The organism is Frigoribacterium sp. RIT-PI-h (assembly GCF_001297205.1).
GTDB lineage: Bacteria > Actinomycetota > Actinomycetes > Actinomycetales > Microbacteriaceae > Frigoribacterium.
In genome coordinates this window covers 1-15,031 of sequence record NZ_LHOZ01000129.1, presented here as the reverse complement: position 1 = coordinate 15,031, position 15,031 = coordinate 1, and the positions used below count along the sequence as shown (strand labels likewise).

General features: G+C 74.2%; 7 protein-coding genes and 1 pseudogene. 3 read left to right on the top strand and 5 right to left on the bottom strand.

Going from position 1 to position 15,031, the window contains the following annotated elements:
• Positions 1 to 33 precede the first annotated feature (33 nt).
• The gene (locus tag AEQ27_RS16015) at positions 34 to 768 is read right to left on the bottom strand and encodes a FadR/GntR family transcriptional regulator (protein ID WP_082383680.1); all 735 of its coding nucleotides are present in this window, start codon (positions 766 to 768) and stop codon (positions 34 to 36) included.
• A 214-nt stretch (positions 769 to 982) separates the two neighbouring features.
• On the opposite strand from AEQ27_RS16015, the gene AEQ27_RS16010 reads away from it, so the two are divergent.
• The 3 genes from AEQ27_RS16010 to AEQ27_RS16000 all read left to right on the top strand — a co-directional run bounded on the left by AEQ27_RS16010 (position 983) and on the right by AEQ27_RS16000 (position 4,295).
• A complete protein-coding gene (locus tag AEQ27_RS16010; protein WP_054147577.1) occupies positions 983 to 2,374 on the top strand; it encodes a GntP family permease in 1,392 nt (463 codons plus the stop codon).
• On the top strand, positions 2,374 to 2,967 hold the full coding sequence (locus AEQ27_RS16005; protein ID WP_082383679.1) for a gluconokinase: 594 nt from the start codon (positions 2,374 to 2,376) through the stop codon (positions 2,965 to 2,967). The genes AEQ27_RS16010 and AEQ27_RS16005 overlap by 1 nt, the downstream gene beginning before the upstream one ends.
• Before the next feature lie 125 nt (positions 2,968 to 3,092).
• Positions 3,093 to 4,295 (top strand): alcohol dehydrogenase catalytic domain-containing protein, encoded by a 1,203-nt coding sequence (locus tag AEQ27_RS16000; RefSeq protein ID WP_054147576.1) that lies wholly within the window; start codon positions 3,093 to 3,095, stop codon positions 4,293 to 4,295.
• A 67-nt stretch (positions 4,296 to 4,362) separates the two neighbouring features.
• Here the strand turns inward: AEQ27_RS16000 and AEQ27_RS15995 are convergent, their stop codons facing one another.
• From AEQ27_RS15995 to AEQ27_RS15980, 4 genes and pseudogenes are all read right to left on the bottom strand, one after another.
• Entirely contained in the window at positions 4,363 to 4,902 is a 540-nt protein-coding gene (locus AEQ27_RS15995; protein WP_054147575.1) for a GNAT family N-acetyltransferase, read from the bottom strand.
• 172 nt (positions 4,903 to 5,074) lie between these two features.
• On the bottom strand, positions 5,075 to 10,174 hold the full coding sequence (locus tag AEQ27_RS17955; protein WP_054147574.1) for a glycoside hydrolase family 3 N-terminal domain-containing protein: 5,100 nt from the start codon (positions 10,172 to 10,174) through the stop codon (positions 5,075 to 5,077).
• 276 nt (positions 10,175 to 10,450) lie between these two features.
• Complete coding sequence (locus AEQ27_RS15985) at positions 10,451 to 11,887, bottom strand: MFS transporter (RefSeq protein ID WP_054147573.1); 1,437 nt, start codon at positions 11,885 to 11,887, stop codon at positions 10,451 to 10,453.
• 170 nt (positions 11,888 to 12,057) lie between these two features.
• Positions 12,058 to 14,669: pseudogene (locus tag AEQ27_RS15980) on the bottom strand (ATP-dependent DNA ligase); the annotation flags it as partial.
• Positions 14,670 to 15,031: the final 362 nt, after the last annotated feature.

Here is a 15,031-nt window from a genome sequence, read left to right as displayed (position 1 = left end):
GTGCCGGGCGAGGGGCGCGGCAGGAGGGGCGGGTCAGGGGGCGGGGGAGCCGCCGGACTCGGCGACGAACTCGTCGACGGTCGTGTCGATCAGCTGCCACGAGCGGGAGAAGGCGGCGTCCGCGTCGCCGGACCGGATCGCCAGGGCCAGGTCGAGGTGCAGCTCGGCCGCCGCGGGCGTGTACCCGGTGATGGTGAACCGGCGCTCTTCGGTGCGGGTGCGCAGCAGGGCCTCGACGGTCGAGGCGAAGTGCCCGATCACGTCGTTGCCCGAGCCGCGCAGCACGGCGGTGTGGAACGCGACGTCGGCCTCGAGGTAGGCGCGGCCGTCCCCGGACTCGGCGGCCGCCACCATGGTGCGCGCCGCGTCCTCGACGGCCGAGGCCTGGTCGGGCGTGAAGGCCAGGGCGCTCAAGCGGGCCGCGACCGGCTCGAGGCCGAGTCGCAGCTCGAGCAGCTCGCGCATCTGGACGAAGTACTCGGGGCTGCGACCCCGCCAGAGGATGATCTGCGGGTTCATGAGGTCCCACGAGGTGCGGGGGAGCACCTGCGTGCCGATGCGCTGGCGCGGTTCGACCATCCCGAGCGACTGCAGCACCCGCAGGGCCTCGCGCAGCACCGACCGCGAGACGGTGAACCGGGCCGCGAGGTCGTCGAGGTTCAGGGTGGAGCCCACGGCGAGCCGGCCGTCGACGATCTCGGTGCCGAGGACGTCCACCACGCGGGCGTGCAGGCCGCGTTCTCGTGATGCGGAGAGACCGGGTGTCATCGTCGACTCCTAGGGGAGAGAGGTGCGGAAAGGCGGGGTGGCGCGGTCGTGGTGACTGTGGCACACTCCATAAGTCTGATTATTCACACTAATCAGACTCGTCCGCGAGACAAGACTGCCAGACATCCGTCGGGCGCAACCGGACGACAACCCCCCGGGCTCCGGCCCACGACGAAGAGGTCGCAGTGAAGCGTCCTCGGAAGGACGCGACGGAATGCACCTCCTCGCCGCGGCGACCGCCGCCCCCACGCCCTCGGGCACCGACGCGCAGTTGATCATCGCGGCCCTCGTGGGCATCGTCGTGATCGTCGGCCTCATCACCTGGCTGAAGGTCCACCCCTTCCTCGCGCTGCTGCTCGGCGCCGTCGGGGTCGGCATCGGCGCGGGCCTCGCCCCGGGCGACGCCGTCACGAGCTTCGGCACCGGCTTCGGCTCGACCATGACGAGCGTCGGCATCCTCATCGGACTCGGCGCGATGTTCGGCAAGCTGCTCAGCGACTCGGGCGGAGCCGACCGCATCGTCGACACCCTGATCTCGCGCTCGTCCCAGAAGGCACTGCCCTGGGTGATGGCCCTGATCGGCGCGCTGATCGGCCTGCCGATGTTCTTCGAGGTCGGCCTCGTGCTGCTGATCCCGGTGATCGTGCTCGTCGCCCGCCGCTCGGGTCTGCCGCTCATGCGCATCGCGATCCCGGCGCTCGCCGGCCTCTCGGCGATGCACGCCCTCGTGCCCCCGCACCCCGGTCCGCTGCTCGCCGTGTCGACCGTCGGTGCCGACCTCGGTCTCACCCTCGGCCTCGGCGTGCTCGTGGCCGTCCCCACCGTGATCGTGGCCGGGCCGCTCTTCTCGAAGCTCGCCGCGAAGTGGGCGCCCGTGCCGGTGCCCGACCTCTTCGTCTCGAAAGAGGAGGACGGCGGCGAGGGCTCGGCGCGCACACGCCCCAGCTTCGCGAACGCCCTGGTCGGCATCCTGCTGCCCGTCGTGCTGATGCTCGCCCGATCGATCCGCGAGGCGGCACTGCCGACGGCCACGGGCACCTGGGTCGACCTGCTCGAGTTCCTCGGGACGCCCATGGTCGCGCTGACCGTCGCCGTCCTCTACGCGATGGTCTTCTACGCCCGCGCCGGGGGCATGGACAAGGCCGCAGTGTCGAAGACGCTCGGCTCGTCGCTGCCCGACGTCGCCGGCATCCTGCTCATCGTGGGCGCCGGCGGCGGGTTCAAGCAGGTGTTGATCGACACCGGCATCGGCACCGTCATCGGTGACGCCGTCTCGGAGTCGGGCGTCAGCGTCCTGCTCGTCGCCTGGGTCGTCGCGGCCCTCGTGCGCGTCGCCACGGGTTCCGCCACCGTCGCCACGGTCACGGCCGCCGGCATCATGGCGCCCCTCGCCGCCGACATGTCGACCCCCGAGGCGTCGCTGCTGGTGCTCGCCATCGGTGCCGGCTCGGTCTTCCTGTCGCACGTGAACGACGCCGGCTTCTGGCTCATCAAGGAGTACCTCGGCACCACGGTCGGGCAGAACTTCAAGACCTGGAGCCTGATGGAGTGCGTCCTCAGCCTCACGGCCCTCGCCGGGGTCATGCTCGCGAGCGTGTTCATCTGATGCCCGTCCTCGAGAACGCGGACCGCGCCTCCTCGGGCTCCGCGACGACTGCAGGAGGCGCGGTGCCGGCGGGCGGGCCCCACGCCCCCCATCCCGTGCTCGTCGTCACGGGCGTGTCGGGTTCGGGCCAGTCGACGGTCGCGGCCCTGCTCGCCGGGCGGCCCGGCGGGGACTCGTACGAGGGCGACGACCTGCACCCCGACGAGAACGTCGCGAAGATGGCGGCCGGCACCCCGCTCGACGACGACGACCGGGCCCCCTGGCTCGACACCGTCTCGTCCTGGATCGTCGAACACGCCATGGCGGGCGTGCCGGGCGTGATCACCTGCTCGGCGCTGAAGCGCAAGTACCGCGACGTGCTGCGCGAGCACAACGTCGTCTTCGTCTACCTGCGCGGCAGCCGCGACCTGCTCGGCGACCGCATGGCCGCCCGTGAGGGCCATTTCATGCCGACCACGCTGCTCGACTCGCAGGTCGCGACGCTCGAACCGCCCGAGGCCGACGAACGCCACGTCGTGGTCGACGCCGGTCGCTCGCCCGAGGACGAGGCCGACGACGTGATCCGGGCGCTGGGACTGACGCCGGTCGCCTGACCCGACCCGCGCCTCCGGCCGCCCGGCGCGTTCACCCGGTGGACGCCGGGGGTTCGCCGAGCCGCCACCCGCCCTGCCTAGGCTCGTGGCGTGCACCGGAGGCCGGGTGCGAGGGGTGGGGGACGATGTCGAGGGCGACGCAGGCGGGGCGGCTGCGGGTCGACCCGATGCGCCCCGTGCTCGACGGCCGCGACGTGTGCCTGGACCCGCCGGCGACGGCACAGGTCTGGCTCGGCACCGGGCTCGGCTTCAGCGAGATCGCGGTGCCCGGGGTGCGCCTGGCGCGCGGGGACGCCCTCGTCACCGTCGAGCTCGCCGCCTCCGGCCCGGACGAGGTGCTCACCCTCGTCGGCCGTGGTGCGGCGTCCCTGCCCGTGGTGCCGGGCGGCTCGGCGGTCGGGCGGGTCGTCGAGGCCGACGAGCACGCCCGGGCCCACGACGGCCGACGGCTGCGGCCCGGCATGCGCGTCGTCTGGTCCGGCACGGTGGCGTGCGGGCGGTGCGTCCCGTGTCATCGGGGTCTGACCTCGGCGTGCGTCTCGGGCGAGCGGTACGGGGAGGAGCGCACGCGGCGCAGCTGGCAGTTGTCCGGCGCGGTCGCGAGCCACGTGCACCTGCGCCGGGGGACCGCCGTGGTGGTCGTCGCCGACGACGTGCCTGCCGCCGTGCTCGCCCCGGTGGCTGGAGTGACCGCGACGGCCGCGGAGGTGCTGCACCGCGCCTCCTCGGTGCTCGGGCTCTCGGGGGTGCCGTCGCTCGCGGGTCAGGTCGTCGTCGTGTCCGGCGCGGGCGCCGTCGGACTGGTCGCGCCGGGGGTGGCCGGGGACGCGGGGGCGCGCGTCGTGGGCGCCGCCCCCGAGGGGGCGCGGCGCGAGCGGTCGCGCGCGTTCGGCGCCGTCGCCGTGGCCGACCCCGTGGCGTCGACCGGGTCGCACGCCCTCTCGCGGGGGCTCGCCTCGGTCGACCGGTCGGGACGTCACCGCACGGTCGGGCTCGCGTTGGACGGGGTCGCCGGGGTGTCGGCCCTGGTCGGACAGGTGGCCGTCGGGGGAGTCGTGGTGCTGGCGGGGGTGGCGGTCGGCGGTCGGGAGGTGAGCGTGAGCGGCGCCCGGCTGGTCGAGGGGCTCGTCACGGTCACCGGCGTGCGCGACGCCGAGCCCGAGCGCTTGGGTGAGGGCGTGGCGTGGGCGTCCGAGGCGTGGCGGCGGTGGCCGCTCGAGTCGCTCGTCGGCCGGACGATCCCGCTGGCCGAGGTGGGCGAGGCGTTCGCCGCGGCGGGCGCGGACGACGGGCTGATCGGGGTCGGTGGCGGGTCCACCACGCGATGAACCCCGTTCCGCACGGCGCACCCCGTTCCTTCGTGGTTCATGGCTCGGAACGGGGTTCCCGGTGGTGTCAGGAGGCGCGGCTCAGCCGGTACAGGACGTGCGGCCGCAGCGCGTGGCCGGGCGGCAGCGCGGGGTGCTCGAAGTCGTCGGCGGGCTCGTGGGTCATGCCGAGGCGGCGCATCACGCGGCGGGACGGTTCGTTGACCGCCGCCGTGAAGCTGATCAGGGCGGGCAGGACGGCACCGGACGGGTCGAACGCGAACCGGACGGCCTCCCGGGCGGCCTCGGTGGCGAAGCCCTGACCCCAGGCCTCGCGGGCGAGGCGCCAGCCGATCTCGATCTTCCCGACGAGCGCCGGATCGGAGGTCGGGCGGGACAGCCCGACGAAGCCGACGAAGGTCGCCGAGTCGCGACGTTCGACGGCCCACAGCCCGAAGCCGTCGGCCTCGATCGCGGCGTCGAGCCGGTCGATCATCGCGTCGCTCTCGGCACGCGTGCGGGTCGAGGGGAAGTACCTCATCACCTCGGCGTCGACGTTCAGGGCCGCGAACGGCTCGCGGTCGGAGTCGCGCCAGCGGCGCAGCAGCAGGCGGTCGGTGGTGAGCACCCCGCGACGCTAGCAGCGGGTGCACGCAGGAGTCGCGGCGCCGACGCGACGAAGAACCCCGTTCCGGACGATGAACCCCGAAGAAGCGGGGTGCATCGTCCGGAACGGGGTTCCTGGGGGAGTAACGACCGGGGGGGGCGCGACCGGGGGAGGCGCGGTGCGGACGGGCGCGTCAGCCGCGGTCGCGCGGGCGACGCAGCCGGAGGGCGACCCCGAGCGCCACGATCAGGAACGCCGCGACGGCGATGCCGATCCATTCGCCCGAGCCGGTCCAGGCGAGCCCGACCGGCGACGCCACGACGGTGCCACCCGAGCCCGAGCCCGAGCCCGAGCCGCTGCCCGGCCCGCCACCACCCGGCGTGCCGGGCGTGCCCGCGCCGGGCGTCCCGCCACCCGGCGTCCCCGGGTCGCCCGGCACCGCCGCGGCGAGCACCGCGAGCGTGGCGCGGGCGATCTGCCCCGACCCCTCGAGCTCGACGACGTGCGAGCCCGGCTCGAGGTCGGCCGGCACGACGAACCGCAGCACGCCGACCCCGGCCGCGGTGGCCGTGGTCCCGCCGATGGACTGCGGCTCCGAGAACACGGTGCCCGCGAGGTCCTCCCCGGCGGCGAAGCCGGTCGCCGTGATCGCCACCGTGTCGCCCGGGCGGGCGGTGGAGGGGGCGAGCGTGCCGGGCCCGACGTCCTTGGTCGGCTCGACGACGCCGAGGGCGATGCCGAGCACCGCGGCGAACCGCGCGAGCGCCACGTCGGGCAGCCCGCGCTGCAGCGCGTTCTCGGCGTCGGCCGTCAGGGCCGACGACCCGTCGGCCGCCGTGCCGTCGACCATCGCCTGCTGGGCCAGGCCGCGGGCGCCCGACACGAGGTCGTCCGCCGCGGCCCTCGCGCCGCGGTCGGGCCCGCCGAACGGGGCGACCGCGGCGAGCAGGCGGCGCCGCGCGGCGGCAGCGTCGGTCACCGCGCCGTCACCGTCCCAGACGTCGGCGTCGAGCACAGCCTGCACCGCGGCACGGGACGCACCCTCGGGCAGGGAGGCGACCAGCGCCTCCAGCCGCTCGCGGGCACCGTCGGTGCGCAGACCCCAGCCGTACGGGTAGAGCGGCTCGTAGTCGGCGGCGCCCACGTTGATCGGCACCCGGTCGGCGCTCGCCGCCCAGGTCACGGGCAGGCGCCCGGTGAAGGGCCGGTCGCCGAACAGCACGTCGGCCACGCCGGCGCCCGCGGAGCCGGGCAGCGACGCCGCCACGACCGCGTCGGCCACGCTCACGACGTCGCCCAGCGGCTGCGGGCGGCCCGAGACGACCAGCACCACGCACGACGCGGTGGCCGCGCAGACCTTGTCCACGATCGCCTGGTCCGAGGCCGTCAGCGACAGGCTGGAGCCGCTGTTGGGCACGTCGCCCTGACCTTCGGCGTACGGGCGCTCGCCGACCACCACGACGCCGGTCTGACCGGCACCGATGGGGGCCGAGGCGTCGGGGCTCAGCGTGACCGACGCGCCGGGCGCGACCTCGCGGATGCCCTCGGCGATGCTCGTGCCGGTCGTCGTGTCGCCCGATCCGCCCTGCCAGCTGATCGTCCAGCCGCCCATCTGGCGGCCGAGGTCGTCTGCGCTCGAGCCGGCGACGTACAGGTCGGCGTCCGCGGCCAACGGCAGCGCGTCTCCGGCGTTCTTCAGCAGCACCTGCGACTCACCGGCGGCCTGGCGGGCCACGGCGCGGTTCTCGGCCGAGCCGACGCCGTCGACGTTGGTCCGGTCGGCGAAGGGCTGCTCGAACAGGTTGAGGTCGAACTTCTGGGTGAGGATGCGCCGCACGGCGTCGTCGACCCGCGACTCGGCGACGTCACCGGACCGGACGGCCGCCACGATCGCGTCGATGAACGCCCCGTAGTTGTACGGCGCCATCGCCATGTCGAGCCCGGCGTTCACCGAGCGCACGGCCTTGTCGGCGTAGCTGCCGCCGGGCAGCTTGTCGATGCCCTCCCAGTCGCTGATGAGGAAGCCCTGAAACCCCAGGTCGCCCTTCAGCAGGTCGTTGTTCAGTGCGGCGTTCTCGTGCATGCGCACGGGCCCGTCGCCCAGGTCGACCGCCGAGTACGACGGCATGATCGTGCCCACGCCCGCCTCGAGCGCCGGCAGGTACGGGTCGACGTGCAACCGGGTGAAGTCCTCGAGCGAGTCGGCGTTCGTGATGCCCTGGTCGATCGGGTACGCACCCGTGCCGGCCACGGACTCGTCGTAGCTCGTGCCGCCGTCGCCGGCCCAGTGCTTCGCCGTGGCGAGCACCTCGTCGGCGCCGCCGATGTCGGTCGGGTCGTCGCCTTGCAGGCCGATCACCGACGGGGCCGCGAAGGTGCGCACCAGGTCGGGGTCCTCGCCGAACGACTCGTAGCTGCGGCCCCATCGCTCGTCCCGCGAGACGCAGAGGCAGGGGGCGAAGGTCCACGGCACGCCGGTCGCCCGCACCTCGGTCGCGGTGACCTCGGCGATGCGCTCGACCAGGGCCGGGTCGCGGGTCGCGCCGAGGCCGGTGTTGTGCGGGAAGATCGTCGCACCCACCACGTTGCTGTGGCCGTGCACGGCGTCCACGCCGTAGACCATGGGGATCTGCAGTCGCGTCGAGAGCGCCTCGCGTTGGTACGCGTCGACCATGTCGGCCCACGCCACCGCGGTGTTGCCCTCGGGCACCGAGCCGCCACCGCTCAACAGCGAGCCGAGCGCACGACCGCTGACGTCCTGCGGCGACGACAGGCCGAGCCGTTCGGCCTGCGCCATCTGACCCACCTTCTCGTCCAGGGTCATGCGGCCGAGCAGGTCGGCCACACGGTCGGCCGTCGGCAGCGACGGGTCGAGGGACGGCAGGTCGTGCGCGCCGATCACGACGCGCGGGCCGTCCCCGCCCTTCGCCGGGGGCGACCCCGGCGGCACCGCGACCTCCCTCGACCCCGCGGCCCCCGAGGGGGCGCGGGCCGACGCGGCCGCGGCCCGCGCCGACCCCGGGGCGGCCCCCGCCGCGAACGTCACCGTGCCCGACGCCGCGTCGTAGTCGGTGCCCTCGACGGCCGTGCCGTCCGCGGTCGACCAGTCGACCGACACGTCCGTCGCCAGGGGCTCGTCACCGGCCGTCGTCACCGTCAGCGGGATCTCGACCGAGCCGCCCGCGTCGACCAGGTAGACGTCCTGCGACGGGTCCACCGTGACGGACGCGGCGCTCGCCGGGGTGCCGTAGAGCTGCGTGTCGTCGATCGCGTACCCGACCGGGGCGGGCGTGCCCGGCGTGAAGGTGAACGAGTAGCCGAACGCGCTCGTCAGGTCGAGCGTGCCGTTCGTCGTCGCCGCGTCGCCGGGCTGGTACCCCGACGGGGTGAACGCCGAGAAGGGCAGTTCGACGAGCTTCCAGCGGCTGGTGCTGCTGCCCCAGTTGTCCTTGAAGGTCGTCGCCCACAGCTCGCTGGTCTCGGCGGTGTCGCCGCCGGCCGGGTCGCCGTCCTTGATCTCGACCTTGATGTCGGCACCCGCCGTCGGCGAGGCCGGGTTGTTCGCCTGCGAGGCGTACCACCAGAAGCGCAGGCCCTGGTAGCTCGACCAGTCCTGGCTGTCGGCCAGGTTGTGGCTCAGGCCGCCGTAGCCGCCCGCGGGGATCGACGAGGTGCCGCTCAACACGTGGTTGTCGGCGCGGCCGTCGCGCTCCTGCACGGTGACGTCGCGGCTGATCGTGGGCTCGAGCGGGGCGGGGGAGCCCCAGGTGAAGAAGCCGAGCGGGTCGGCGGTCGTGCCGAGCGGGACGTCTCCCTCGAAGTCCTCGATCATCGTCGCGCGCTCGAACAGGGCGACGTCGTCGAACTGCCAGGTGCCGGCGCCGAGGGGGGTCAGCGTGACCGCGAAGCCGGTCGAGGCCGACGGGTCGAAGCGGAGGTCGCTCGACGGCTGGCCTTTCTGCCGCAGGTCGGCGAACAGCACGCTGACCTGCTTCCAGTCGGTGCTGTCGTCCACGACGGTCTGCTCGAACAGGGCGCCGTCGCCGTTCTTCAACTCGTAGCGCAGGGTCAGGCCCGAGGCGGTGCCCTGGAACCAGAACGAGAAGCCGTCGTGGTCGCTCCAGTCGGTGGCGGGGACGTCGTGTGAGAACCCGAACCAGCTCTCGGCGGTGGTCGGACCGGCGACGGTGGCACGCAGGGCCTGGTCGCCCGTCGCACCCTCGCGCTGCGCCTCCACGGTGTCGAGCACCGGGGTGACTGCGGGGCTCTGGCCCCAGCCGAAGTAGCCGGTCGGCACGCCGCCCTCGAAGTCGTCGAGCACGGTCGTCGCACCGACGTTCGGCAGGGCGCCCGTCGGGGTGAGCGTCACGGTGAGGGTGGCGCGCGTTCCGACGACGGTCGGGTCGCTCGGCTCGGACGCGGTCAGTTCGACGGTCCTGCGCGGGCTGAGGGCGCCCGTCGAGGTCGTGACGAGGGCGACGGAGGCGCTGGCCTCGCCGGGCGCGAAGGTCACGGTCTCGTCGAGGGCCGCGTAGTCGGTGCCCGCCATGGCCGGGCCGCCGGTCGAGCGCACCCGGACGGTGACCGGTTCGTCGCGCGGACCGGTGAGGCTGGGTCCCGCGGTCAGGGTCTGGCCGGCCGCGACGGTCGCGGTCGACCGGTCGAAGGTGACCGACCGCGTCTGCGCCTCGCCGTAGACCTGCAGGCCGTAGGCCGAGTAGCCGTAGAAGTGGGGGCGGGCCGGGTCCCAGGTCGCCGCCGAGCGCTGCAGCATGCTGACCCGGACGTAGCGGGCGTCGGTGGGAGTCGACAAGGTGACGTCGTCGCGCTCGCCGTCGCTCGTGACGATCTGCGCGGTGGTCCAGCTCTCGGCCAGGGTCGGGTCGCCCGACGTGAGGTCGACCGTGTAGTCGGTCGCGTACGAGGCCTCCCAGTCGAGGCCGATCGCGTCGACGCGCGCGGTGCCGCCGAGGTCGACGATCACCGACGCGGTGAACTCGACGTCCTCGTCGGGGCCGTTGCCGCTGGCCCAGCGGGTCGTTGGGTCGCCGTCGATCAGGGCGTCGGCGGGGAACGTGCCGTCGCCGTCGGCCTGGCTCGCCGAGGCGGTGACCGTGCCGAAGCGGGCGAGGTCGACCGGGGCGGCCTGCGCGGCGATCGCGGGCAGGCCGCTGAGCAGCAGGGCCGCGGCGGCGGTCCCGGCGGCGAGCGCGAGGCCGCGGCGCGGACGGCGCGCGGGCCGGACGGCTCGCGACCGAGGGGTCGAGGAAGAGCGGGCAGGGGCAGCGGACACGATTACTCCCTTGTAATCACGGCTGTCTCACGACAGAGCTGGAGCCACCCCCGAACGAGGGCGGCTCACGTCTGGCTCATCGTAGGGTCACAGGCGGCTCAGGGCAATGGTGCCGCGGTGGCCCGTGCAGCCGACCGACCCACAGCGCACCGTGATTCGTGCACGGCACCTCGTCTAGACCGGGTGCGGAGCACGAGACGCGGTGCGGTGCGCGGCGTAAAACCGACCCGGCGCCGGGGGCCTTGCGCGCCTGCCGGTCGCCGCGCGGGGGCGAGCTCAGGAGGCGCGGGTGCGGTCGCGCAGACCGACGAACGACACCAGCGCGCTCACCCCGAGCAGCACGGCGACCACGATCACGACGCGGTGGAACCCGCCCACCGTGAGCGCGCCTCCGGCGATGACGCCCAGGAACGCGACCGCGACGAGACCCGCGACACGCGAAATGGCGTTGTTGACCGCGGAGGCGATGCCCGACTGCGCCGCCGGGATCTGCGACAGCACCGTCGAGGTGAGCGGAGCCACGGTCACCGACAGGCCGAAGCCGAAGAGGACCACGCCGGGCACGACCTGCCACCAGACGTCGATCGGATCGCGGACGAGCAGCATCCAGAGGAACCCGCTCGCGGTGATCAGCGGCCCGACCGTCATGAACAGGCGGGGGCCGTGGGTGGCGGCGAGCGTGCCGAACAGGGTCGAGAACAGCAGCGACACGATCGTCGTCGGCAGGGTGACGAGCCCGGCCAGGGTCGCCGTCAGACCCGCCAGCTCCTGCGCCACCAGCGGGATGGTCAGGGTGCCGAGGCTGAGGGCCGCGTAGATGCCGACCGTGGCCAGGTTGCCGACCGTGAAGGTGCGCGTGCGGAACAGCGTGAGCGGCATCATCGGGGCGGGCGGGCGGCGCTCCCACCAGACGAAGGCGGCGAGCGCGGGGAGGCCGACCACGAGCGGTGTGACGACGAACCATGCGCCGAACCCGACCCGCCGCCCCTCGATCAGCGCGAAGACCGGTCCTGCGAGGCCGACCGCCGCGAGCACGGCGCCCACGACGTCGCCGCGCGGGGGAGCGCCGTCGCGCCCCCGGTGGGCGTCGCCGGGCAGGCGGGTCATCAGCACCAGGGTGAGGACGACCGGCACGACCACGACGGCGAACACCCAGCGCCAGCCGAGCGTGTCGACGAGCGCGCCGCCGGTCAGCGGGCCGATCAGGAACGCGACCCCGGTCCAGGCCGTCCAGCTGCCGATGGCCTTGCCCTGCGCCGGTCCGCTGAAGGTCGAGGTGATCAGGGCGAGGCTGCTCGGCACGAGGAGGGCCGCGGTGACGCCCTGCAGGGCCCGGGCGGCGATCAGCAGGCCCGGGTCGGGGGCGAGGGCGGCGAGCACGCTCGTCACGGCGAACCCGATCAGCCCCGCGCGCAGCACGCGCACCCGGCCGAACGTGTCGCTGAGCGAGCCCGCGACGAGCATGAGCGACCCCAGCGTCAGCAGGTAGGCGTCGACCACCCACTGCTGCAGGGCGAGGCCGGCTCCGTCGTCGGCCGTCGCGGCGCCGCCGGCCGTGCCGCTGCCGAGCTCACGGGCGATCGCGGGCAGGGCGACCGTGACGATGGACCCGTCGAGGAACGCCACGAACGAGGCCAGCACGGCGACGACGAGCACGACCCGCCGCCCGCGCAGGGTCGCCGCGTCGCTCGGGGCCGGGGGAGGTGTGCTCATGCTGCACTCAACACACGACGGGAGCAGACCGATACCCCGCTGTCCCCATGTCCCGCCACGAGGTGAACACGCCGCCACGCAATCGGGTGGCGGCGTGTTCACTTCGTGGCGGCGGGAGGCGCGGGCCGGGTCCCGCCGGCCGCCCGCCGTCCGACGGCGCGCCCTCCCCCCTCGCGGACGACGTCGTCCGGCGACTTGTCGGGCCGCCACCCGCGCCAGCTCGGCTGCCGCAGCCGGCCGGTCGAGGTCCACTCGGCGATCGACACCTCACCCACCCGCGAGGGAGTGACCCAGTGCGCGTCCCGTGCGTCGACGGCGGGTACGCCCACCAGCGGGCTGGTCTTCCGCTCGGCCGCCCGCAACGACGGCAGCAGCTCGTCGAGCTCGCGGTCGGTGAACCCCGTGCCGACCCGGCCGACGTAGTGCAGGCCGTCGTCGCCCGGCACGCCCTCAGCAGCGAGCCGACGCCGTCCGCCCGCCGGCCGGCACCGGGGCGCCAGCCCGCGATCACGACCTCCTGCGTCTGGTGGTGCTTCATCTTGATCCAGGCCCGGGAGCGGCGGCCGGCGCTGTAGGTCGCGTCGCGTCGCTTGGCGACGACGCCCTCGAGCCGGAGGCGCTTCGAGGTGGCGCCCCCCGCCCCCGGGTCCCCGTCGAACGCCGGGGGCACGTCGATCGGACCGCCGCTCTCGACGATCCGTTCGAGCCCCTCGCGACGGTCGTCGTACTCGTCCTTCACGAGCGAGCGCCCCTCGGCCCGCATGACGTCGAACAGCAGCAGCTTCACCGGCGCTCCCTTCGCCACCCGGGCCACGTCGCGGGGCCGCGTCAGCCCCATGCGCGTCTGGAGCAGCCCGAAGTCGGGGCGACCCTTCTCGTCGACGGCGACGATCTCGCCGTCGAGCACCGCGCCTCCTTCGCCGTCGACCCGCTCGGCCAGCACCTGCCGCTCGGGGTAGGCCGGGGTCAGGTCGTTGCCGTTGCGGCTGGTCAGCGTGCCGGCGCCGTCGTGGACGACCGCCACGGCGCGGATGCCGTCCCACTTCATCTCGAACGCCCACCCGCCCTCGGACACGTCGTGCGCATCGCCCGTCGTCGCCAGCATCGGCGCGACCGGGTCGGGTGCGGGCGATTCCTGCTTCCCGTCACGAGCCGAGGAGGCGCGGCCCGACTTCTCGGGGGAGCCGCCGGCCGCAGACGACGTGCGTAAGGAGTTGCCGGCAGGGCCTCCCCGGCTCGCCTGCGCAGAGGACGGCGACTCCGGAGAACGCGCGTCTTCGGTCGTCTTCCGGGCGTGATGCGGTCGTTTTCCTGACTCGCCGGCGGAAGCGCCGTCGTGCGAGCCGTCGGCGTCGTCCTTCATGCGGTGGATGAGCCAGTTCGACTCGGCCCGCCCGCCGCCGTGCCCGGTGTGGATCAGCGCGACGCGTCGGGTGCCGCGCTGCTCGCCGTGCAGCACGACGATGACCTCCTTGCCGTCGCGCCACTTCTCGAGGTCGTACTCGCCCGAGTCCCAGATCGTGACCTCGCCGGCCCCGTACTCGCCCTTGGCGATCGTGCCCTCGAAGGTGCCGTACTCGAGCGGGTGGTCCTCGGTCTGCACGGCGAGGTGGTTCGTGCCCGGGTCGTCGGGCTCGCCCTTCGGCAGCGCCCAGCTCACGAGCACGCCGTCGTGCTCGAGCCGGAAGTCCCAGTGCAGCGAGCTGGCGTGGTGCTCCTGGATGACGAAGCTCGTGCCGTCGGTCGAGGCGGGCGCGTCGGCGGGCACCGGCTCGGCGGTCTTCGACGCGTCGCGTTTGGAGCGGTAGACCTCGAGGCGGTCACGTACCTTCTCGGACGGGTCGTGGTCGGGGGCCTCGGTGTTGCGGAAGTTCTCGCCCAGCTCGCCCGACGGGACCGGAACGTGCGCTGAGACGTCGGCCAGGGGGTCGCCGCGTCGCTTCAGGCGTGAGAGCACGTCGGTGTACTCCAGCTGCACCAGCGACTTCGAGGCGAGCTCGCGCCAGGTGCGGGGCATCGCCACGGTCGGTCGGGTCCGGCCGCGCAGAGAATACGGCGCGACCGTCGTCTTGTTCCCGTTGTTCTGCGACCAGTCGAGCAGCACCTTGCCCCGGCGGTCGGCCTTGCCCATGGTGCTGAGCACGAGGTCGGGGTGGTCGGCCTCCATCGCGCGGGCCAGCTCGTGGGCGACCTCACCGACCTGCGCGCTGGTCTGCCCCCCGTCGAGCCGGGCGTACAGGTGCACGCCCTTGCTGCCGCTCGTCACGGGCATCAACTCGAGGCCCATGCCCTCGACGATGGGCTTCAGCAGCTGCGCCACCGCGACGCACTCGGCGAGGCCGACGCCCTCACCCGGGTCGAGGTCGAGCACGAGCCGGTCGGGGTTGCGCTGCGCGCCCTTCGGACCGAACCGCCACTGCGGGACGTGCACCTCGAGCGCGGCGACCTGCGCCAGCCAGGTGAGCGTCGCGACGTCGTTCACCATCGGGTAGACGTTCGCGTGGTCCTTGTGTTCGATGCTGTGTCGGGAGACCCAGTCGGGTGCCGAGTCGGGCAGGTTCTTCTCGAAGAACACCTCACCGTCGACGCCGTTCACCCAGCGCTTGCGGGTCGCCGGGCGGCCCTCGACGTGCGGCAGCATCCACCCGGCGACGGCGGCGTAGTAGCCCAGCACGTCGGCCTTGGTCGTGCCCGCGTCGGGGTAGAGCACCTTGTCGAGGTTCGTCAGTTGCAGCCGGTGCCCGCCGACCTCGACGGTCTCGCCGCGTCCCTTGCCCGCCATCGCGCGCCTCCTCGTGTCGTCTGCTTCTCGTTCTACCCGGCTGCGGCGGGTCCGGGTCGTCGTCGGCGCCGGCCCGCCGCCACCCCCCGGGACCCCCCGCACCGCCCGCGGGCCCGCCCCCCGCGCGGGCGGGGCGGCCGGGCGGGGGGGGGGCGGGGGGGGCGGGGCCGGGGGGGGGCGGGCCGCGGGCGCGGAGGAGGCGGCGGCCGGGTCGCGGGGCAGACCGGGGGCGCGCTCGGGCGCGGTCCCGCCCGCGGGCCCGGGCCCGGGTCGCACCGCGGAGGTGCGGTCGGACCACGCAGGTGGGTGGTTCGACGCCACATCGGTGGTGCGGCCTGCATCGCGAACGGGGCGTTCAGCAG

What these genes read in the sequence shown, in the direction of transcription:
- AEQ27_RS16015 (WP_082383680.1), bottom strand. Translation starts at nt 768, where the DNA reads ATGACACCCGGTCTCTCCGCATCACGAGAACGCGGCCTGCACGCCCGC.
- AEQ27_RS16010 (WP_054147577.1), top strand. Translation starts at nt 983, where the DNA reads ATGCACCTCCTCGCCGCGGCGACCGCCGCCCCCACGCCCTCGGGCACC.
- AEQ27_RS16005 (WP_082383679.1), top strand. Translation starts at nt 2,374, where the DNA reads ATGCCCGTCCTCGAGAACGCGGACCGCGCCTCCTCGGGCTCCGCGACG.
- AEQ27_RS16000 (WP_054147576.1), top strand. Translation starts at nt 3,093, where the DNA reads ATGTCGAGGGCGACGCAGGCGGGGCGGCTGCGGGTCGACCCGATGCGC.
- AEQ27_RS15985 (WP_054147573.1), bottom strand. Translation starts at nt 11,887, where the DNA reads ATGAGCACACCTCCCCCGGCCCCGAGCGACGCGGCGACCCTGCGCGGG.